The sequence below is a fragment of the Paenibacillus sp. YSY-4.3 genome (assembly GCF_054767475.1).
Genome location: NZ_BAABMC010000007.1, coordinates 120,390 through 141,156 on the forward strand (window position 1 = coordinate 120,390; position 20,767 = coordinate 141,156).

General features: G+C 49.8%; 19 protein-coding genes and 1 riboswitch. Of the genes, 4 read left to right on the forward strand and 15 right to left on the reverse strand.

Translation table 11 applies throughout. The features are described 5' to 3' along the window. Positions 1–11: 11 nt before the first annotated feature. Positions 12–1,118, reverse strand: a complete 1,107-nt coding sequence (locus ACYUJT_RS20220; protein WP_460325625.1) for a DUF3900 domain-containing protein — start codon at positions 1,116–1,118, stop codon at positions 12–14. A gap of 319 nt (positions 1,119–1,437) precedes the next feature. Here ACYUJT_RS20220 and xerS point away from each other — a divergent pair, with 319 nt between their 5' ends. Beyond that, positions 1,438–2,526 carry a tyrosine recombinase XerS gene (xerS, locus tag ACYUJT_RS20225; protein ID WP_460325627.1) on the forward strand — a complete coding sequence of 363 codons (1,089 nt, stop codon included), beginning with the start codon at positions 1,438–1,440 and terminating at the stop codon, positions 2,524–2,526. 60 nt (positions 2,527–2,586) lie between these two features. Here xerS and mobB read toward each other — a convergent pair whose 3' ends face one another. The 5 genes from mobB to ACYUJT_RS20250 form a co-directional block, all read right to left on the reverse strand. After that, a complete protein-coding gene (mobB, locus tag ACYUJT_RS20230; RefSeq protein ID WP_460325629.1) occupies positions 2,587–3,114 on the reverse strand; it encodes a molybdopterin-guanine dinucleotide biosynthesis protein B in 528 nt (175 codons plus the stop codon). Between the two features lie 39 nt (positions 3,115–3,153). Next, complete coding sequence (locus tag ACYUJT_RS20235) at positions 3,154–4,431, reverse strand: molybdopterin molybdotransferase MoeA (protein WP_460325631.1); 1,278 nt, start codon at positions 4,429–4,431, stop codon at positions 3,154–3,156. Between the two features lie 138 nt (positions 4,432–4,569). After that, positions 4,570–4,926, reverse strand: a complete 357-nt coding sequence (gene lpdD / locus ACYUJT_RS20240) for a prenylated flavin chaperone LpdD (RefSeq protein ID WP_460325633.1) — start codon at positions 4,924–4,926, stop codon at positions 4,570–4,572. Then, on the reverse strand, positions 4,927–5,859 hold the full coding sequence (locus ACYUJT_RS20245; RefSeq protein WP_460325635.1) for a dihydroorotate dehydrogenase: 933 nt from the start codon (positions 5,857–5,859) through the stop codon (positions 4,927–4,929). Then, positions 5,856–6,557, reverse strand: a complete 702-nt coding sequence (locus ACYUJT_RS20250) for a dihydroorotate dehydrogenase electron transfer subunit (RefSeq protein ID WP_460325637.1) — start codon at positions 6,555–6,557, stop codon at positions 5,856–5,858. Before ACYUJT_RS20250 ends, ACYUJT_RS20245 begins: the two co-directional genes overlap by 4 nt. Before the next feature lie 178 nt (positions 6,558–6,735). Between ACYUJT_RS20250 and ACYUJT_RS20255 the strand changes: the two genes are divergently transcribed. Beyond that, complete coding sequence (locus ACYUJT_RS20255) at positions 6,736–7,530, forward strand: polysaccharide deacetylase family protein (protein WP_460325639.1); 795 nt, start codon at positions 6,736–6,738, stop codon at positions 7,528–7,530. 98 nt (positions 7,531–7,628) lie between these two features. Here the strand turns inward: ACYUJT_RS20255 and ACYUJT_RS20260 are convergent, their stop codons facing one another. From ACYUJT_RS20260 to ACYUJT_RS20275, 4 genes are all read right to left on the reverse strand, one after another. Then, entirely contained in the window at positions 7,629–8,306 is a 678-nt protein-coding gene (locus ACYUJT_RS20260; protein ID WP_460325641.1) for a 3D domain-containing protein, read from the reverse strand. Positions 8,307–8,308: 2 nt separating this feature from the next. Beyond that, positions 8,309–8,490, reverse strand: a riboswitch (cyclic di-AMP (ydaO/yuaA leader). A 165-nt stretch (positions 8,491–8,655) separates the two neighbouring features. Further along, positions 8,656–9,378, reverse strand: coding sequence for an amino acid ABC transporter ATP-binding protein (locus ACYUJT_RS20265; RefSeq protein ID WP_460325643.1), 723 nt, complete (start codon positions 9,376–9,378; stop codon positions 8,656–8,658). After that, the gene (locus tag ACYUJT_RS20270; RefSeq protein WP_460325645.1) at positions 9,365–10,039 is read right to left on the reverse strand and encodes an amino acid ABC transporter permease; all 675 of its coding nucleotides are present in this window, start codon (positions 10,037–10,039) and stop codon (positions 9,365–9,367) included. The genes ACYUJT_RS20265 and ACYUJT_RS20270 overlap by 14 nt, the downstream gene beginning before the upstream one ends. A 112-nt stretch (positions 10,040–10,151) precedes the next feature. Further along, positions 10,152–10,958 carry a transporter substrate-binding domain-containing protein gene (locus tag ACYUJT_RS20275; RefSeq protein ID WP_460325647.1) on the reverse strand — a complete coding sequence of 269 codons (807 nt, stop codon included), beginning with the start codon at positions 10,956–10,958 and terminating at the stop codon, positions 10,152–10,154. A gap of 402 nt (positions 10,959–11,360) precedes the next feature. Between ACYUJT_RS20275 and ACYUJT_RS20280 the strand changes: the two genes are divergently transcribed. Further along, positions 11,361–13,106 carry an alpha-glycosidase gene (locus ACYUJT_RS20280; protein ID WP_460325649.1) on the forward strand — a complete coding sequence of 582 codons (1,746 nt, stop codon included), beginning with the start codon at positions 11,361–11,363 and terminating at the stop codon, positions 13,104–13,106. Positions 13,107–13,172: 66 nt separating this feature from the next. Here the strand turns inward: ACYUJT_RS20280 and glgA are convergent, their stop codons facing one another. Then, on the reverse strand, positions 13,173–14,612 hold the full coding sequence (glgA, locus tag ACYUJT_RS20285) for a glycogen synthase GlgA (RefSeq protein WP_460325651.1): 1,440 nt from the start codon (positions 14,610–14,612) through the stop codon (positions 13,173–13,175). Further along, complete coding sequence (gene glgB, locus ACYUJT_RS20290; protein ID WP_460325653.1) at positions 14,609–16,549, reverse strand: 1,4-alpha-glucan branching protein GlgB; 1,941 nt, start codon at positions 16,547–16,549, stop codon at positions 14,609–14,611. The genes glgA and glgB overlap by 4 nt, the downstream gene beginning before the upstream one ends. A 192-nt stretch (positions 16,550–16,741) precedes the next feature. Here glgB and ACYUJT_RS20295 point away from each other — a divergent pair, with 192 nt between their 5' ends. Then, positions 16,742–17,968 (forward strand): glucose-1-phosphate adenylyltransferase, encoded by a 1,227-nt coding sequence (locus tag ACYUJT_RS20295; protein ID WP_460325655.1) that lies wholly within the window; start codon positions 16,742–16,744, stop codon positions 17,966–17,968. Between the two features lie 69 nt (positions 17,969–18,037). Here the strand turns inward: ACYUJT_RS20295 and ACYUJT_RS20300 are convergent, their stop codons facing one another. The 3 genes from ACYUJT_RS20300 to ACYUJT_RS20310 are packed head-to-tail and all read right to left on the reverse strand — an operon-like array spanning position 18,038 to position 20,764. Then, a complete protein-coding gene (locus ACYUJT_RS20300) occupies positions 18,038–18,571 on the reverse strand; it encodes a GNAT family N-acetyltransferase (protein WP_460325657.1) in 534 nt (177 codons plus the stop codon). Next, on the reverse strand, positions 18,564–20,069 hold the full coding sequence (locus ACYUJT_RS20305; RefSeq protein WP_460325659.1) for a sensor histidine kinase: 1,506 nt from the start codon (positions 20,067–20,069) through the stop codon (positions 18,564–18,566). Before ACYUJT_RS20305 ends, ACYUJT_RS20300 begins: the two co-directional genes overlap by 8 nt. Then, positions 20,066–20,764, reverse strand: a complete 699-nt coding sequence (locus ACYUJT_RS20310) for a response regulator transcription factor (RefSeq protein ID WP_460325661.1) — start codon at positions 20,762–20,764, stop codon at positions 20,066–20,068. The genes ACYUJT_RS20305 and ACYUJT_RS20310 overlap by 4 nt, the downstream gene beginning before the upstream one ends. Positions 20,765–20,767 lie beyond the last annotated feature (3 nt).

Genomic DNA, 20,767 nt, shown 5'->3' on the forward strand with positions numbered 1-20,767 from the left:
AAACGCGAGGCTCAGAAAGGAACATCATCATTATCGTCATCGTCCGTATCCTCAACCTTCTTCTCGGCAATTCGCTTCGCCACAATTTCAAACGGCTCCGGATGAAGCAGCTCAACGGGAGAAAAAGCTTTATCGAACACGAATGAATCTCCCTCCAATATAACGGCGTATCGTCCGTTCAACTGGGCAATATGGATTTGGTCACCGAATTCGGCGAGGCGTCCTTTGACCAGCGTATCCCCTATTTTGAATTTAAGCTCGATTTCCGGTTTGATCTCGACAATGCGCTCGGCAGCTTCCGCGACCTGTTCGGGTTCCCATTTCGCTTGGATGTCCCTTTTCTCGCTCGCTGCCCACAGCTCCAGCTCCTTCTGCATCAGTTGGCGTTCTTCTTCATTCTCATCCGGCCATTTCGCCTCTACATAGGTTTGTACATACTCCATAACCTGCTCGTTGACGATCTCCGGAATAGACATTTCATAGCTTACGAACTTGAGGAAATCCTCAAAATACCGGGCATGAGAAGATTGATGAATCTTGAGCTCCCATTCATCTACCATGCCCTCTTCCAGCATGTACGGATATTGGATAGACTTCATATTCCGCGCGCTAATAGCCATTTCCACCTGACTGATCAGACTGCGCTCATCGGATATTCTGGCGATTTTTTGTTCAAAATCGCATTTTAATACGAAGATGTACGGATCATCGGAATATTTCGGCAGAGTCGCCTGCACAACAATTAGTGCGCCACCGCGAACCGAGCTCGTATCCAAATAGCTTCGGACAAGGTCGTCGCAGGCATTCTTGAAATCCTCTTTATTATCAGCTCCGCGCAATCTCGCGAACATGTTGAAGTTCGGATTGCTATCGAGCTCATAGCCTGGCTCGACGATGAATCGGCCGATTTTGGTTGGAGCATGCTCGGCTGCCGGATTTTTCTCTACCTTACGTTTGGCGATCCGGGCAAATTCTCCGTCCAGAAATGATTTGATTTCACTATCGATGTATTCGTAGCCGTCTAAAGTTTGATAGTGCTTATACGAGTTAGTAGATTGCCCCTCTTTGCCCTCTATTTGCAATACGAAAAATGATAAATACATTACGTTAAAATTCATGAAGTAATGCCCCTTCTTATTTCACGTCAATTTCGTTGTTATTAATTAATTATAGCATGAGGGTCTATTCTTTAAGACTCCCTTTTTAACTTGATGAATTTACTAGAATGGGATAATTGGTGGATTATACTTAAAATAACTAAGCAGCGCCAAATAATTTGTTTTCTATTGTGAATTTTTCATATGTTGTAATTTTCATTTAGGTGCCGAAATCTACGCAAATTCGAACTAATTCCCTCTCGTTCTTTCCCACTTCGCCAGCGTGCGATTGGTTTATGCTACAATAGAAACAACATTGTTTGATTCGGAGGTAACGCCCATGAATATTCAAAAAGCGATCGATCGGAAAAAAATGGACGAAAGAGTCGTCCATATGCCCTGGTTCGTTCAGCAATTCATTGATTACAAGCTCCCTGATCTCTCTCCCTCGACCTTGCTGGAGTATATTCGCGATTATGAAGCATTCTTTGGCTGGCTCCGCGCCGAAGGCCTCTCGTCAGCAGCATCGAACGCCGAAGTGACACTGCTTGACTTGGAGACGCTGCGGATGGAGAGCATCGTAGGCTTCCGCCTTCACTTAACGACGCGGGTGGAAGGTACCAACTCCAAAATTACTGTATCGCGCAAAATGTCATCCCTGCGCTCGCTCTTCCACTATTTAAGTCAAATCGCCGAGGACGAGGAGTTCTATCCTCTGCTCAAACGCAACATTATGGCTAAAGTGGAGATTAAACGCATACATAAACCGAAGGATACCGCAGCCAAACTTAAAGGAAAGCTGCTGGAAGAGGATGAGCTGCTGGAATTCATCGGATATATCCGCGAAGGCTACGGAGCCGACGTGCATAATAACAAACAAGCGCTATATGCCCACGAGCTTAATAAAGAGAGGGACGCCTGCATCGCCAGCCTAATCCTGAATTCCGGCCTGCGTGTCTCCGAGGTCGTGAATCTGAATGTAGACGATCTCGATATCGCCGACAAAATCATTTATGTATTTCGCAAAGGGAACAACGACGAGAGCTTTAAAACGCCGGTATACTTCCGCGAGCAATCTAAAGACGAGCTGACCGAATATTTGGAGCTGCGCCAAACGCGCTATAATACGCCAAAACGGGAAAAGGCGCTGTTCGTCGCCCTTCCGAATGGCCAAAAGGAAGGTAAACGAATGACGAAACGCGCGATCCAGGCTATGATCATCAAATACGCAAAACGCTTCGGCAAGCCTTATTTAACGGTCCACAAACTGCGTCATTCGTTCGCGACGGACTATTACTTGCAAAATGATATTTACAAAACCAAGGAACAGCTCGGGCACGCTTCAACCGAGACAACAGAAGTTTATGCCCACCTGACCGACAAAACGATGTCCGAAGCGATCGAACGGCGGGCAAGCTCGGATTCCTAACACGACATGCCTTTCTACGTATCAAATCCCCCTCTGGGCGATCCGGAGGGGGATTTCTCGTCAGCTATTCAATGACAAGACTGATACGATGATCAGCTTGGCTAATTCTTCGACGTCGTCAATGTGGTGACAGGGAATATCTGAGCCGGCAACCACGCCACCGGTACCATCATTTTCTAAGCATTCCTCAGCCTCCTGCCTGAAAACAACGGCGCGTATTTCCGTTAGTTCCTCCAGCAGCGTAAGATCCCCCTTGTCGCGAATCAACACGATCTTCGGGTAGCTCTCCTTCTTAAACCCCTCTACGATGGTCAAATCATAGGCCTCGAAATGTTTGATCAAGCCGCTGAGCTTCGTTTCCCGCTCCTCTATGATCGCCGTGCGCCAGGGAGAAGTAATAGCCGTCGCCACCGCTCCTGCCCGGCGGTGACGAAATGTATCGGTGCTTTCACGGTCCGCTTCAAATCCATGGACGTCATGCTTTATGACGGCGACCCGCAAACTCATGGCATTGAGAATTTCCAGCAGCTTGCCGATCAACGTCGTTTTACCGCTGTTTTTGTAGCCAACGATTTGAATAACCGGCATACATGCCCCTCTCCCTTCTTTGCAATATTATGCGTAAGTTCAGTTGAAGCTTCCTCCTGGCAGCATGAGCACATCGACAAGTTGTCCCGCTTGCATTCCTTGATTGGTGGGCGGTATTACAATGAGTACATCGCTGTCCTTGATCGTTATCATCACGCTCGATTCATCCAGCGACGCCGGGTATGCAACGATCCGTCCATCCTCGAACGCCAGACTGCCCCGGACAAATCGGGTAAAATTGTTCACCTTAGCATATGTCTTTCCCAGCACCGCTTGAAATTTAGGCAAGAAAGGTTCGCGGACGCCAAGCATCAACCCGATAAACGGACGAACGAACAGTTCGCAGCCGACGAAGCAGGCTCCTGGATTACCGGAGAGGGCAAACAGCAGCTTCCCCTCTTTCACGGCAGCGGTAGTGACGCTGCCTGGACGCATCGTCACCTTGTTGAACAGCATTTCGAGCGACTGCTCCCGTACGAGTTCGGCCATGATGTCATAGTCGCCCACGGATACTCCTCCGGTCGTAATCACGATGTCATTTTCGACAAAAGCCTCCTCTACGCGCCGTCGTGCTACCGAGAGTTCATCCTCAATCGCTTCAAGCATATACGGCTCGCCCCCGGCCTCACGGATTTGATGGACCAGCATGTATGTGTTGCTGTTGCGGATCCTGCCGTCCTGCAGCGGTTCATCGACGGCAAGCAGCTCCGATCCAGTAGAGAAGATCGCTACTCGCGGCTTTCTTGCTACGGGAACCTGGTGGATGCCAAACGCAGCCAGCACCGATATTTCACCCGGCCCAATTCGCCGCCCCTTCTCCATGATCAAATCTCCTTCGGCAAGCTCGAAACCTGTCGGTGTAATGTTCTTGCCGGGCTCGATCTCCCGCTTGATGAGAATATACTTTCTCCCATCCTTCTCAAAGGCTTCAGTCATCTCGAGCATAATGACGGCGTCCGCTTCGTCCGGCACCTTCGCTCCGGTCATAATTCTGGAGGCTGTTCCCCGTTCAACGCTTGCTGAAGGAAGCGAGCCGCAGGGAATATCATCGATGACCTCCAATTGAACGGACTGACCGCTGTGGCACCCTTTCGTATCCAAGCTATGTATGGCATACCCGTCCATCCCTGATCTGCGAAAATGAGGAAAAGGATGCGGTGCTTTCACATCGCCGGCGAGAACGCGATTACCCGCCTCCAATATCGGAACAAGCTCGCTACCAACCGGCTGGACATGAGCCAGCACCCTGGCTTGGGCGTCCTGAACCGACACGGCGCTGCGCCGGAATTTATCTTCATTTATCTTCCCTAGCGTCAATGAAAATCCTCCATTCTGCCTATCCTGCAAATAAGTTCATGTTATCCATGTTAAAGCCTACCTTGCTCGAAAAGCAATGATAGGACGAAAAATAGAAGCTACCTGCAAAGTACGCTCCTATTCTTTACCCTAATTTGATTAATGTTCAAACCTGGTGCCCCCATCATGCCCCATCCGCCGGAGCAAGTATTCATCCATGAGCAGCTCGGCGCGCTCGCCAATCGCGATGATGTCCTCGCCGCTAAGCTGATCATAGTGAATGCCCATGACGAGCGTGACCGTCCGCCGCAGCTTCCCGGCGGCCCGTAAAGCCAGGCCTTCGCTTAATACATGTTCCTTATGGCCAGGCACGGTGCTAGTCTGTACATGGGCCCGGGCATCGTTCCAATAGGCGGTCGATGCCGCTCCAATATGCCGGTCTCCTCCAGTAATAATGAGCAGGATGTCTTTGCCAACAGCGATCTCTTGTAAGGCAATATCCGTAAAGCGCTCCACTTAAACAATCCCTCTAATCTCTTCTAGAGATAAGATTCCTTCCCGCTTCATGAAAGCTTGCAACCCGTTAACCAACTGCTCCCCTGCCCGCAGATGGACGAAATTATGCGTCCCCACCTGAACGACCGCTGCACCTGCCATAATGTACTCGACAATATCCTCCGCGCTTTGTATGCCGCCCATCCCTGCTACTGGGATGTCCACCGCTTTGCTCACCTGATGAACCATGCGCAGTGCAATCGGCTTAATCGCGGGACCCGACAGGCCGGCGTACAGATTGTCAAATACGCTGCGCCGCTTGTTAATATCTATCTTCATGGCAGAGAAGGTATTAACCAAGGAAACGGCGTTTGCCCCTTCCTCCTCGCACATGACAGCCATTTGCACAATATCTTCGGCATTCGGGGACAGCTTGACCATTAACGGCAGGGTCGTCGCCTGGCGAATCTCCCTGACGACCTCCCGGGCGACTGCCGTCTTGATGCCATATGCCATGCCGCCTGCTTTGACGTTCGGACAGGAAATGTTAAGCTCAATCATATCAACCGCTTGCTTTCCGGACGCGCTGCGGCGGAGACTATCCTCCTCAATCAGCCGCGCCCCTTCCACATAATCCTCCAGAGTGTTGCCGCCCAAATTAGCGATTCTGGCGAGATCCAGGCCTGCCCAATAATCGCATTCCTCGCGCAAAAATAACGCTACCCCCGGATTCTCCAAACCAACGCTATTCAGCATGCCGGAAGGCGTCTCAAATACGCGAATTCCATCATTCCCCTCCTTCGGATGCAGGGTTAATCCCTTTCCGGAAATGCCGCCTAACCGATTGATGTCATATAGAGCACCGTACTCCTGGCCGAAACCAAACGTTCCCGAGGCCATTACCACCGGATTTTTAAAATGAACGCCAGCGATGCTGCACGACATGTCGATCATTCGAACACCACCTCCTCCGCCAAAAACACCGGTCCGTCCGTGCAAGCCTTTCGCCGTTTATCCCGGCACTTTACGCTGCACACGAGACAAGCCCCGATTCCACAGGCCATTCGATTCTCCAGCGATACGTATACATTGGCCGGGCTGGCCGATTCCTGCTTCCTGCGCTGAACGGCTTTGAGCATGGGTTCTGGTCCGCAAGCAATAATCGTATCATAAGCATCAAAATCGACCTGCTCCAGCACCATGCCGCCTATGTCCACAATCACCTTGCCGCTCGTCGCTTCTTCGAATTGCTCAACCCAATAAGCCTCCCGGCTAAATCCCAAATATACGTCCGAGGCTGAATATTCACGAAGCGCATAAAACAACGGAGCTACGCCAATGCCTCCTCCGACCAGAGCAATTCTCCCGCCAGCCAGAACTTCCGGAAACCCGTTTCCGAACGGACCATCCAGTTGGAGTTCATCTCCTGGCCGCAAAGCGCTAAAAAGCCTTGTCCCTTCACCCGCTACCTGGTACAGAAACTCAATGCCGCCCTCGTCCCGGTCAAAGATGCTGAGCGGCCTGGAGAGCAGAGGATACTTATCCCAAGCCCGTACCATATAGAATTGACCCATCCGTCCCGTAAACGCTCCTGCCGCCTTCAGCCTGAATATGTTCGGGGCTACTTCTACATTTGCCATGACTTCTGCCATGCTTCTCACCTCTCTAGCGAATAAGCGCATCTACTGCTTCACTGCTTTATCTAAGATGCTATTTTTGGGTGGGCTAGTCTGTGACAATTAGCACACCTTTGCGAGGGAGGTCATATTTATGTGAAGTTTTGGGCATACCAGTAGATAACAATTCAGCGATCAAAGGAGAAGGTAATCCATGTCCAAACTCATCAAGGCGCCGCTCGTATGGCTAATGTGCCTGGCGCTTGTTACGGGAATGACCCCCGCATCCGTCGAACCCGTGCCAAATCCGGAACCCACCTCCTCCGAACAAACCGTGAATGCCGAAGCAAAGCCGTTAACGCTGGGAGAGCTCCGGCGGAAATACTCAGAAACGTTTAAATTCAGCGGTCCTGAGGTTAAGCAGGTCGCCCTGACCTTCGATGATGTTCCCGATCCCCGCTTCACCCCGAAAGTACTGGATATACTGAAGAAGAACGGCGTAAAAGCCACTTTTTTCGTCGTTGGCAGCCGGGCGAAGAAGCATCCTGAGCTGCTGCGAAGAATTCACCGTGAAGGACATATCGTCGGCAACCATTCCTACAGCCACCCTTTGTTTAAGAAGAAATCCGTCCAAGAATTCAAAAGTGAAATTGAGCGAACTGAGAAAGTGATCGAACGGATTATCGGCTATAAGCCTCGCTTCATTCGTCCGCCCTACGGAGAAATTAATGAGGATCAACTCAAATGGGCCAAGCAGCAAGGCTACAAAATCATTAACTGGAACGTCGATTCTCTCGATTGGAAAGCGCTCAGCAAAGAAAAGGTAAAACGTAACGTGCTCAGCGCCGTCGGGCCGGGATCGATTGTGCTGCAGCATGCCGGCGGCGGTACGGGTTCCAATTTGACGGGAACCATCGAAGCCCTGCCCGATATCATCAAGGTGCTGCGGAACCGTGGCTACCGCTTTGTAACGATCCCCGAGCTGCTATCTTATAAGAAAGCTTTGTAAGCGGACATTGCTTGCAATGCAAAAAAGGACTTCCATGCGGATCTCGCAGTGGAACGTCCTTTTTAAGATAAATAGTTTAAATCGTGACCAGGCTGATATTAATCCAAAATATAGAGCGTGACATCCTGAAAACCGAACTCGTTAACCTTCTGCGGGCTCGCCGGAATGAATATATCAATCCGGTCGCCTTTGATTGCGCTGCCCTGATCGGTTGCCGTGGCGACGAATGCATTTTTCGGCAAATCGGAATGGCTGTGTCCAGTGACTAGCACTTTCGTGCCCATCGGAATGACATTTGGATCAACAGCGATCGTTCCGAGCTTCAAAGGATTGCCGTAGTAATCGACGGCGCCCCATTTCCCATTTTCACTGGCTGCTGCGGAGTAAGCCGTAGCTTTGACTTTTTTCGTAGATTTGTAGTTAAACGATTTGCCCCAAGCCTGCACTACCCGGTCCGCAGAAAATACCTTAAGCGTGGACAATGTTTGGATTTCGCTGCCCGAAGCAGAAAGCGCCTGCATGTTTTGACCTGGAATCGTAATTTTCAAGCCCTCGTAAATATTCGTTGCTTCTATGCTTGGATTAGCTTGCATAAGCTTGTCCAAATTGACTCCGTACTGCTTGGCGAGAAAATAGAAGGTATCTCCACTCTTTGCCGTATGTACTGAATCCGCATATGCTGGCACGGCATGCAGTGCTCCCAACAACCCTGCTGCAATCACCGCAGTCTTAATCCCCATCCCCAATTTATGAAGACCTTTACGCTGTTTAAACATGATGCTCCTCCTTTAACTTTGCCTGCGGAGTTAGTTGTCGGATTCGGAAAAAAGGATAGCTCCCGGCGCCGGATTATGTAGCGCTTCACCCCGAGACAAGCCAAGCTGTTACCTTTGCATTTGCATCGCTTGTCATAAATCGTCCCCCGCACCTGCCTTAGCAGTGTTTCGGCCGTTATGAATATATCACAACTTTGTAACCTATGGGCCATGCAAATGTTACCAATGGTATAAAAACCAACATTTATCAAGGAAATACAATGACGGAAACCATGACAAAAAATTTAATTTTTACCCGCCAACGCAAAAAGGCATGACCAGTCGGTCATGCCTTTGCCAATCTATCTAATTACAAAACTTTGCTTAAGAAATCCTGAGTCCGCTGATTCCGCGGCGAACCGAACACCTGCTGCGGGGTGCCCTGCTCGATGATAACGCCTTGATCCATAAACAAGATGCGGTCGCCCACCTCGCGGGCGAAGCCCATTTCATGCGTAACGATTACCATCGTCATACCGCCCGTCGCCAGCTCCTTCATGACTTCAAGCACCTCGCCCACCATCTCGGGGTCAAGTGCGGAAGTTGGCTCGTCAAACAGCATCACATGCGGCTCCATCGCCAGGGCGCGGGCTATGGCAATGCGCTGTTTCTGGCCCCCCGACAATTGGGACGGATAAGCCTTGCTCTTGTCTTCCAGTCCAACCTTGCGCAATAGTAAAAGCGCAAATTTTTCTGCGTCCTGCTTGGTCTGCTTTTTTACCTGGACTGGAGCCATCATGACGTTCTCAAGCACCGTCTTATGAGGAAACAGATTAAAATGCTGAAACACCATCCCCATCTTCTCGCGGGTTTTGTTAATATTATGACTCTTGCCGGTAATAAGCTCTCCCTCGAAATAGATTTCACCGCTGGACGGCTCCTCCAACCGGTTCAAGCAGCGCAGGAACGTGCTTTTTCCAGATCCGCTCGGCCCGATGACGACGACGACCTCGCCGCGGTTGATTTTCAGGTCAATGCCTTTTAAAATATGCAGCTGACCGAATTTTTTATGCAAATTTTTAACGGTTATCACTAGCCTGCAACCTCCTTTCGAAACGACCCAAAATGCGGGAAAGCGTAAAAGTTACGATAAAATACATCACAGCAACGATCAGGAACGGCATCATGCCGTTATACGTAATCCCTTGAACAGCACCCGCCTGGAACATAATCTCGGTCACCCCGATAAAGGATACGATCGACGATTCCTTGACGATAACGACGAACTCATTGCCGATGGCCGGCAGCACGTTTTTGATCGCCTGCGGAATAATAATGAAACGCATCGTTTGTCCCTGCGTCATCCCGAGCGAACGCGCCGCTTCGCTCTGACCTCGGTCCACACCCTGAATGCCCGCACGGAATATTTCCGCCAAATAAGCCGAGCTGTTAATGGACAGCGTAATTGCTCCTGATTCGATTGGACTGAAGGCAATGTCGAACATGTATGACAAGCCGTAATGAATGATCATCAACTGCACAAGCATCGGCGTCCCGCGTAGAAACTCAACCCAGGCATGCCCGATAAATCGTACGATCCCCCATGGCGACATCCGGATCAAAGCGACGAGCAATCCGAGTATGAATCCGAATAATACGCCTAACGCAGCAAGCAATAACGTGTACTGCAGCCCAGTTAGAAAATAACTGCGGTATTCCCAAAACATCGTTCCAAACTCAGCAAAAAAGTTCATAACCTATCATACCTCCAATTAAAGCGCCCATTTCTTAAAAAAACAGAAAAATAGCGAAATTGCTCCGCTATTTTCTGCCAAGTTGTCTTATCATCGCATAGCCAACGCCAAGTTATCTAATGGACAGATCGCTGGCTTCTTGCACGAATTTCTCAATACTGCCGTCCTGAATCAGACGATCCAATGTGGCATTCACTTGATCAAGCAGCTCCTTATTGCCCTTCTTAATGCCTACGACGTAGCCTTCATCCTCAGTTACCGGCTCCGCATCCGTAATGACGATACCATCCACGTTCTTCACGAACGATTCGGCGACAGGCCCCTCAATAATTGCGACATCTACGCGGCCCGAGTTTAACTGCATAATGATGTCAGAAATCTTCGCCAGGGAGGTTAGCTTCGCACCCGGAATATCTTTGGCGATGTCCTCCTGGATCGAACTCTTCTGAACGCCGATCTTGAGGCCTTCCAGCGATTCAAGCGTAGAATATTTATCTTTATCCGCCGCGCGCGCTACGACAGCTTGCTTAGCGTTGTAATAGATTTGCGACATCTCGATTTCTTTAGCACGCTCAGGTGTCGGGCTCAATCCGGAAATGACCATATCCACCCGGCCACTGCCGAGCTCATTAAGCAGAGAGGAGAATACCATATCCTTGATCTCGAGCTCTGCCCCTATATCCTTAGCGATTTCTTTGGCAATCTCTACGTCAAAACCGACGATTTGGTCTTCCCCTTTATCGTTCTTGATATGGAACTCATATGGCGGGAAGTCGGCGCTCAATCCGAGAACCAGCTTCTTTGCCCCTGGCGCATTAGTTCCCTGCGAGCTGTTCTTCGCTTCCTTATCTTGTCCGCAAGCTGCCAGCATAGTCGTAAGCAGCAGCACCGCCATCAATAATGTACCCCATTTTTTCATTAATCTCTCTCCTTGCTAGTTATAAAAATTATCATCGTCTCATGATTTCACTGGGCTAATTATAGATCATTATGCATATATATGCAAAAGAAATTTTCGACAATTTTCTTTCATTTTTTATTCATCTATTATACCCACGGTCAATTGCCCTTCTTCATGCTACATAGTCAGTACACGAGTAGGACATTCACAATTACCATTCGAATCCATATTTCAACCCACTCATTTCAGTTCATTGATAAAAGCAATGAGCTTCATCACACTATCGCGTTACCTTAATCAACCATTTTATGCATGCAGAACCGCGAATTCATGGCCTCCCCTTATTCAGGGAATAATGGTTCATACCAAGGGAGATTTGTTTATTAATTAGCTGTAGTACGATGTTAAGGAGGTGGCCGCATGCTGCTTGAAGCTTTGTACCACGTGCCTCGCGATAAATGGGCTTATGCTTATAATCCGACAACGATTCATTTGCGTGTGCGCACCAAAAGAGACGATATACAGCAAGTATTCGCCATGACCGGGGACAAGTATGACTGGCAAAGGACCTATCAGGAATTCGCCATGGAAAAAGCAGCTCATGACGCGATGTTCGATTACTGGGAAATCGCCGTGAAGCCTAAATTCAAACGGCTCTCCTACGCCTTCAAACTTGTAGCGGGCAGCGAAACGGTTTATATGCAGGACAGCGGGATTGGACATGAGCCGCCCACTCCGCCGGGCGAGCTGTATGAATTTCCTTACATTCACGAAATCGATGTCTTCAAAGTCCCGGAATGGGCCAAAGAGGCCGTGTTTTACCAAATTATGCCCGAGCGTTTTGCAAACGGCGACCCGTCCAACGATCCTAAGCCAACCGAACCCTGGGGAGGAACGCCGAAAATTGACAATTTTTTTGGGGGCGACCTGCAAGGAGTTCTCGATCATCTAAACGATTTACTCGACCTTGGCGTCAACGCCATTTATTTTACGCCGCTATTCGCCTCTCCCTCCAATCACAAATACGACACGGTCGATTATAAAAATGTCGACCCTCATTTCGGGGACAACGCGCTATTAAAGCAGTTAGTCGCGTCCTGTCATGAAAAGGGAATTCGAGTTGTGCTCGACGCCGTATTCAACCATTGCAGCGAGCAATTCCCTCCGTTTCAGGATGTGCTGAAGCATGGGCAGGAATCTAAGTATATCGACTGGTTCCATATTAACGAATTTCCAGCGTCCATTAAGAACGGCATTCCAACTTATGATACGTTCGGCTTTTTTGGAAATATGCCGAAATTCAACACTGCGAATCCTGAAGTGAAGGATTATTTGCTTGGCGTAGCCGAATATTGGATCAAAGAAATAAATCTTGACGGTTGGCGCCTTGACGTCGCTAATGAAATTGACCATCATTTTTGGCGCGATTTCAGGAAAGTCGTCAAAACGGCCAATCCGGAAGCTTATATTATCGGAGAGGTATGGAGCGATTCCCTTAACTGGCTGCTCGGGGATCAATTCGATTCCGTCATGAACTATCCCTTCGCCGATAAAGTGCTGACCTTCTTTAACGGCGGCATGGACGGATACAGCTTCTCCAATGAAATGGGCTCGCTCATCATGCGTTATCCTCAGCAGACCAATGAGGTTATCTTTAATATGTTGTGCAGCCATGATACGCCGAGGCTGCTGACCAGCGTAGGAAATGACAAGCGTAAATTGAAGCTCTGCGTCGTCTTTCTCTTCACCTATATGGGTACGCCATGCATTTTCTATGGCGATGAAGTCGGTATATCGGGATATAGCGATCCCGATTGCCGCAAATGTATGGTCTGGGAACCCCACAAACAGGATCGTGAGCTGTATGATTTCTATAAACTGATGATCGCGCTGCGCAAGAAGCATGCCGCCTTGCGTGAAGGCCGCTTCCGCTTTTTGCACGCGGACAGCCACGATCCCTGCATCATTTACGAGCGGATCGACGACAAGGTCCATTTTACGATCTGGATGAACAATACCGGGAAGAAGCGCACGCTATCGCATCCGATGGATACGAGCGATTGGTATGACGCGCTGACAGGCGAACGCGTTATGCCGGACAAAGGCATTATGAATATCAGCCTTGATCCTTACGGATACCGGATACTGTGCCGTAAGCTGAAGTAACCACCTGAATCCACAAATCCCCCAACCCCTCGATAGTAATCGAAGGATTGAGGGATTTTCCTTTGTTTAGGCGTTTTTCGCAGACACTCGCTCATAGATGTCGATATATTGCTTGGCCGACGCCGCCCAGCTGTAGTCCCCGGCAAAAGCATTACGCAGCAGCAGCTTCCAGTGATCTGGCTGATGATAAAATTCGACTCCCCTGCGCAATGTGTACAGCAAGTCATGGGCATTGAAGTTCGTGAACGTAAACCCATTCCCCTCACCCGTCACCTCATCATAGGATTTCACAGTGTCGTTCAATCCTCCAGTTTCGCGGACTACCGGGATACTCCCGTAACGCAGTGCCAACAGCTGGCTGATTCCGCAGGGCTCAAATTTGGACGGCATCAGAAATAGGTCGCTGCCCGCATATATTTTCCGGGACAACGCGTCGCTAAACGTAATTTGCGCCGACAGTTTCGCAGGATGGCGATATGCCGCTTCCCTGAACCAATCCTCATACGCCTGGTCGCCTGTGCCCAGAATAACGAACTGAACGTCGTCGTTTGCCAGCCATTCGTCCAAAATGCGTATAACCAGATCAAGCCCTTTCGGCTCGACGAGCCGCGTTACCATTGCTACGAGTGGAATTCGGGCTGCTACGGGCAGGCCTATTTCCTTCTGTAATGCCTGCTTATTCTCCTCCTTCTTCTTCGCGCTTGATGTGTACTGGGCGGTTAACACCTCATCCGTCGCCGGATTATACAGCTTCGTGTCCACCCCGTTGACAATTCCCGACAATCGGTCTCCAAGCGAGCGCAACAGTCCATCCATGCCGTATCCATAATACGGCGTCTTGATCTCCTCCGCGTAGGTCGGGCTTACTGTTGTAACATGATCTGAAAACACCAAGCCTGCTTTCATAAAACTTACAGCACCGTTATATTCGACGCCCTCCGGCGTATAATAAGTGTGCGGCAAACTCAGCAGGTCACCAAGCACTTCGTCAGGAAACAGCCCTTGATACAGCAAATTATGAATGGTGAATACGGTACGAATGCCAGCATAATTAGAGTTATGGCGGAAATGCTCCTTCAGCACAAGAGGAATCATCGCGGTGTGCCAATCATGACAATGCAATACATCCGGCCAGAAATCGATCGCGGGCAAAATCTCAAGTACGGCCCGGTTCAAGAACGCAAACCTCTCTCCATCGTCCCAGTAACCGTATACCCCTTCCCGGCCAAAGTAATATTCGTTATCGATAAAATACACCGGGATATCCTCCCAGACTAAATACTCGATACCGCCGTACTGCCGGCGCCAGCCGACGGGAACTTCAACCGCCCCCCAGTGTTCAAGGAGGTCACTGAAAGCAGCGGACATATCCCGGTACTTCGGCAGCACGATGCGAACATCGTGTCCCGCCTCGTGCAGCGCTTTAGGCAGCGCCCCAATCACATCGGCCAGACCGCCCGTCTTGATGAACGGCGCTACTTCCGCCGCAGCGAACATAATCTTCATTCCTTCTTCGTCCTCCTCTTTATTGGAGCAGCTTGTCGCTTCACCGTCTTCTTCCAAATCGTCATACTTAAGGGGGCTATGTCCATGACTACGCTCTGGGACTGCTCATGCCAAGGTATTTTAACGGAAGCCAGGGCGGTTTCCAGCATCGTTCCGGCACCACCGTAAGCCATATCGTCACTGTTGAAAACAAGCGAATATTCCCCTGGTTTAGGCACACCTACACGGTAGTCCGTTCGTGGGACTGCCTGAAAATTAATGATCATAAGCAGTGTGTCTCCCGCTTTCTTTCCCTTGCGCAAGTAGCAAATTACGCTTTGAGCGGCATCATGCGGGTTGATCCACTGGTAGCCATCGAAGGTATGATCCAACTCCCACAGCGCCCGTTCCTGCAGATACAGCCTGTTTAAAGCGGCCGTGTATTTCAGCATTTGCCGGTGCGTATCATATTCAAGGAGGAGCCAGTCAAGCTGATCCTGATCTTTCCACTCAATGAACTGCCCGAACTCACCGCCCATGAATTGCAGCTTCTTCCCCGGAGAAGTGAGCTGATAACCAAGCAGAAGGCGCAGTCCAGCAAATTTCTCTTCATAGCTGCCCGGGTTTTTATCCAGCAATGATTTTTTTCCATGAACCACTTCATCATGCGATAAAGGTAAAATGAAATTCTCCGAATAGGCGTAACAGATCGGAAAGGTCAGTAAATGATGATGGTTTGGCCGTTCCCGGAAATGCATCCCAACATACTCGAGCGTATCGTTCATCCAACCCATATTCCATTTGTAGTTGAAGCCGAGCCCTCCATCCTCAATCGGCGCAGTTACAAGCGGCCATGCGCTGGATTCCTCAGCCATCATCAGCGCATGCGGATAATACTGGAATACAGCAAGATTGAGCTGTCGTAAAAAAGAAATTGCCTCAATATTCTCGATGCCGCCCTGATCATTCAGCCGGTACTGCCCAGCCTGCTTCTCAAAATCCATACGTATCATGCTAGTGACCGCATCGACACGAAGCCCGTCGAAGTGGTATACATCCATCCAATACAAAGCATTGGAAATAAGAAAGGAACGTACTTCCGGCTTGGAGAAATCGAAGCTGAGCGTCCCCCAGCCCGGCTTCTCAGCCAAAAGCGGATCACCGTATTCGAACAGCGGGGTCCCGTCGAACATACGCAGTCCGTGCGCATCCTTGGTGAAATGCCCTGGCACCCAGTCCAGCAGCACCCCGATACCTGCCTGATGGCAGCGGTCGACGAAATACATCAAATCTACTGGTTCACCGTACCTACTCGTAGGCGCAAAATAACCGGTAGCCTGATAACCCCAGGACAAATCATAAGGATGCTCGGCAAGCGGCATGATTTCAATATGGGTGTATCCCATATCCACGACATAAGGGATTAGCTCATTGGCCATTTCTCGGTAAGTGAAAAAACTGCCATCGGGCTTTTGCCTCCACGTGCCAAAATGCACTTCATAAATGTTCAACGGCCTCTGGAATGGCACTCTGTTCTTGCTTCTCCATTTCCCGTCATTCCATTTGTAGCCTGATAGCGATTTAACAATGGATGCGGTCGCCGGTCTTACCTCCGCATAAAACGCATATGGGTCAGCTTTTAGGAAGGTATCGCCGTCTGGTCCCGTAATTTCGTACTTGTAAAAAGTTCCTTCTTCAACACCGGGGAAAAAGCGAGTCCAAATTCCCGAATCGGGTATCTTATATAATAAATCGTTCTGCCCACTCCACTCATTCCAATCCGACGCAAGGCCAACACGGATCGCATTCGGAGCCCAGACGGTAAATCTGACTCCCGTACGGCCATCCTCAACCGTCGGATGCGCACCGAATATGAAATAGCTGCGATACAGTGTACCTTCATGAAATAAGTAAATGTCGCTTGCAGAAATGGCTTGCTTGGACGATCGCTCTGACAATGACAAGGGATCACCTGCTTTTTTTTAAGTTCCACCAACTAATTTACCCATATATTTCCGGACTGAATAACAATTTCAAGTTTGAAAAATAAAATGTATCTTTTCATCCCTTTTTTCTTCTGATCGTTTCAAGGGCTGCATATCTCGTTTATGTAAGTACTACATTGAAAACCCACAGGGAGGGAAAACGACATGAACAAAAAGGATTGCATTGCCATGCTGTTGGCCGGAGGAGAAGGCCGGAGATTATCTCCCCTCACGTCCAAACAGGCAAAGCCGGCAGTGCCATTTGGCAGCAAATACCGTATTATCGATTTTCCTCTCAGCAATTGCGTTAACTCAGGAATCGATACCATCGGTGTTCTGACACAATATGAAGCTGAATCGCTCCATCAACACATCGGAAACGGCGAGGCCTGGGGATTGCCCAGAACGGAGAATGGCGGCATTGCTTTACTCCCTTCTTACAGCACGGACAATACCGGAAACAATGAATATACAGGTACCGCCGATGCCATTTATAAGAACATCGAGTACGTTGACCGTTACTCGCCCGACAACGTCCTTATTTTGTCCGGTGATCACATTTATCACATGGATTATCGCGAAATGCTGAAATCCCATATCAAGCAATCCGCTTCGGCGACCATTTCCGTTATGCCGGTACCTTGGGAGGAAGCTCATCGTTTTGGCGTCATGTCCATCGATAAGGAGCATCGTATCACGGAATTCGCCGAAAAACCGGAGCAGCCAGCAAGTAATCTGGCCTCCATGGGCATTTATCTGTTCAAGTGGGATTTTCTGAAACAGCATTTGATCGAAGATGCTAACGACCCACATTCCAGCCACGATTTCGGCAAAGACGTCATTCCTAAAATGCTAGCCGGCTCCATGCCGCTGCATGCTTATGAATTCAAAGGGTACTGGCGCGACGTCGGTACTGTTCAGAGCTTATGGGACGCTCACATGGATCTGCTGAGCGGCAGTGATTGGGCGTTTCCGAATGAGCAATGGCCGATGTATACGCGCGAAATGCGAACGAAGCTGGGGTCCATCAAAGCCCGGAGCGCCGAAGTTAAAGCATCCATGATTCATGATTGCTGCACTCTAGAAGGCTGCGCGGAGCAGTCGGTCATTTTCGGAGGATCAATCATCGGGCGCTACACCAAAATCAAAGACAGCATCGTGATGCCGAACGTGGAAATCGGCCGGAATGTGCTCATCGAGCGAGCGATCATCGGTGAAGGAGCCGTCATAAAGGACGGAGCGATCATTAAGGGAACTGCGCATGAAATCATCGTGATCGGGCCGAACGAGACGGTGCTGGCAAAACCTGCCGTCCGTACCCAGCCTTCCCGCTTACTCAAGGAAGTATACGACAATACGGCTCGCTTGCGGGCTGAAGGACTGTCATCCTGAGGGCTTTGTCCAAGTCCATATTACTATGTATATAATAAAGAGCGGATCCTCATGATCCGCTCTTTAAAATTATCGCATATTAAAATTCATTTCATACAGGTTATAGCCTCTTCCCTGCTTCTCGCCCGTACCTTTATGGGCGAATCCCATGCCGGCGTACATGCGGTTAAGCTTCGCGTTTCCGTCCCAGCAGTCCAGGCGCAAGGCTCTTCTGCCAAGCTGCTTGGTACGCTTGACAGCCCATTCGATCATCGCTCCCCCTAGCTGTTGGCCTCGCCAGGAAGTGCGAACCGTTAATCGATGCAGATAGCTGCAGTCCTCTTCATTTAGCGCTCCCCAATATTCGGGATCGCTGCTCTGCAGCGTAAACATCCCGACTGCCTGATCCTCGCGCACAAGCAGGTAAACTTCCCGCTCGGCAAAATACTTATCGATCTCCGATGGCGTAAATTGCTGCGGATTCCATTGCTGCACACCGAGGCTTGCCATCCACTCCGCCGCTTCGATCAGCATCTCGCGGACGATCTCCTTGTCCGGTGCACTGGCAAGCTCAATGGCGAACGTTCCGTGCGGCGTAATGATCTCTTCCCGTATTTTATTCATCCCCGCTCATCCCATCTTGACTAATTTGTTCGTTCCCATTCGACAGAGCAGAGCTATTTGCTGTTTCTGCCTCCTCCGCTCCGGAGCCCGTGTCCCCTACCATTTCCAGCAGTGGCAGCGTAACGGATACCGTGGTCCCGGCACCGAGCTCGCTATGGATATGCATTTCGCCCTTATGCAGCCCGACGAGTTGCTTGCTGATCGCCAGCCCGAGTCCTGTCCCGCCCCGGTTATGATTAACTTGGAAGAACCGGTCGCTCACTTTGCCGAGATGCTCATCGCTGATCCCGATTCCGCTATCGACCACTTGAACAAGTGCCGTACTGCTGTCCTTTAAGGAAATGACGAGATGAACCCAGCTGTTCTCATTTGAGAATTTCACTGCATTGTCCACCAGATTCAAGAACACCTGCTTCAAACGGTTGCCGTCCCCGACAATGATCACGGGACGGTCTGCGCGATCGTCCAGCTGCAGCTGGATCTGCTTCTGCTCGGCCTTGGCCCACACATTAAGCATCGTCTCCTGCAGCAGCTCCTTCAAGTTTACCTTGCCGATAACGAGCTTCATCTCATTTTGCTGAAGCTTGGAGAAATCGAGCATTTCCTCAACAAGGCCGATCAACCGCTCCGTCTCTTTGGAAATAATCTGCATGCCGATTTTCGTCTCTTCCGGGTCAAAACCGCCGGAGGTCAACGTTTCGCTCCAGCCTTTGATGCCGGTCAGCGGCGTTCGCAGCTCATGGGAAATTGAAGAGATGAAATCATCCTTGATCTGGTTGCTGCGGACGATTTCCTCTGCCATGTAATTCAAGGTTGTCGCAAGCTCACCGAGCTCGTATTTATAATTTCCTTTGATCCGCGCATCGAATTTCCCTTTAGCCATCTGCGCGGATACGGCACGGATATTATTGATTGGCTTGACGATCGAATTGGCAAGACCGATGCTGAATAGTGTGACCAGAGCCAATACGGCTGCACCTACACCCACGGAGAGCAGCGTCATATTCATCAGCTTAGCATTAACGTCCTCTAGGGAGGTGACGTACCTAACGATGTAGCGATTCTCCCCTCGGACTTGCAGTGGCGTCGATACGGCCATGACCCATTCACCAGTAGACTGCCGTCCTACCCATTTGCCCACGCCTCCAGCGACGGCCTGCGGCACATCGCTCGTCTGAATCGGCTTATCCGCCTGGAACTGCGTGCTGCTGGCCTTGATCTCGCCCTTGCGGTTCAAGATCATCAGTTCCGTATTATCCAGCTCAAACGTGCGGAGAATTTCAGTGAAATAATCCGGATCCTTCTCTGCGTAGAGCTTTACGAATTTTTGGAAATAATCCGTTGTCCTTGTGGCATGGTTGGACATATGATTTTCGATCGTTTGGTAGTAATACGTCCTCAAGGCGAAGGCGAAAATAACTTCAACCATGAACAAAGTTACGAATACTACGATGAAATAGTGCAGGACGATTTGGCGCCCGATCCCTTTTTTGATCATTGCCCCTCGCCCTTCCACTTATAACCGTGTCCCCATACAGTTTGCAGGAAGGTCGGTTCGGAAGGGTTGTTCTCGATTTTTTGACGAAGTCTGCGAATGTTTACGTCAACAATTTTGGGATCGCCCATATATTCCTTGCCCCAGACATGATCGAGCAGCAGATCACGGCTCAGCGGCGTATTCTCCTTCTCCAAAAAATACTGAATAAGCGAAAACTCGGTTGGCGTAAGCTCGATAAGCTGTCCGTTTTTCTTGAATTGCTTGCTGATCAAATCAAGTGTGAACGGCCCGGAGGTAAAAGAGACCTTCGCGCTGCTCTCCCTGTACACATTCACCCGTCTTAATAAGGACTGGATGCGGGCAATAAGCTCGGTCGGGCTGAACGGCTTGCTGATGTGGTCATCCGCCCCGACGGACAGAGCGTATACTTTATCTTGCTCCTGCACCTTGGCCGTTAGGAATATGATGCCGATTCGTTCATTCGACTCCCGGATTTTGCGGCATACCTCAAAACCGTCGATACCCGGTACCATAACATCCAGCAAAGCGATATCGATGTCCGGGATGCTGTTATACCGGTCCCAAGCCTCATTGCCGTCCGCTGCCTCGATCACTTCGAAGCCATTGCGCTTCAGGTTTATCACGATAAAGCTGCGGATGGATTCTTCGTCTTCCAAGATTAACACTTTACTCAACTT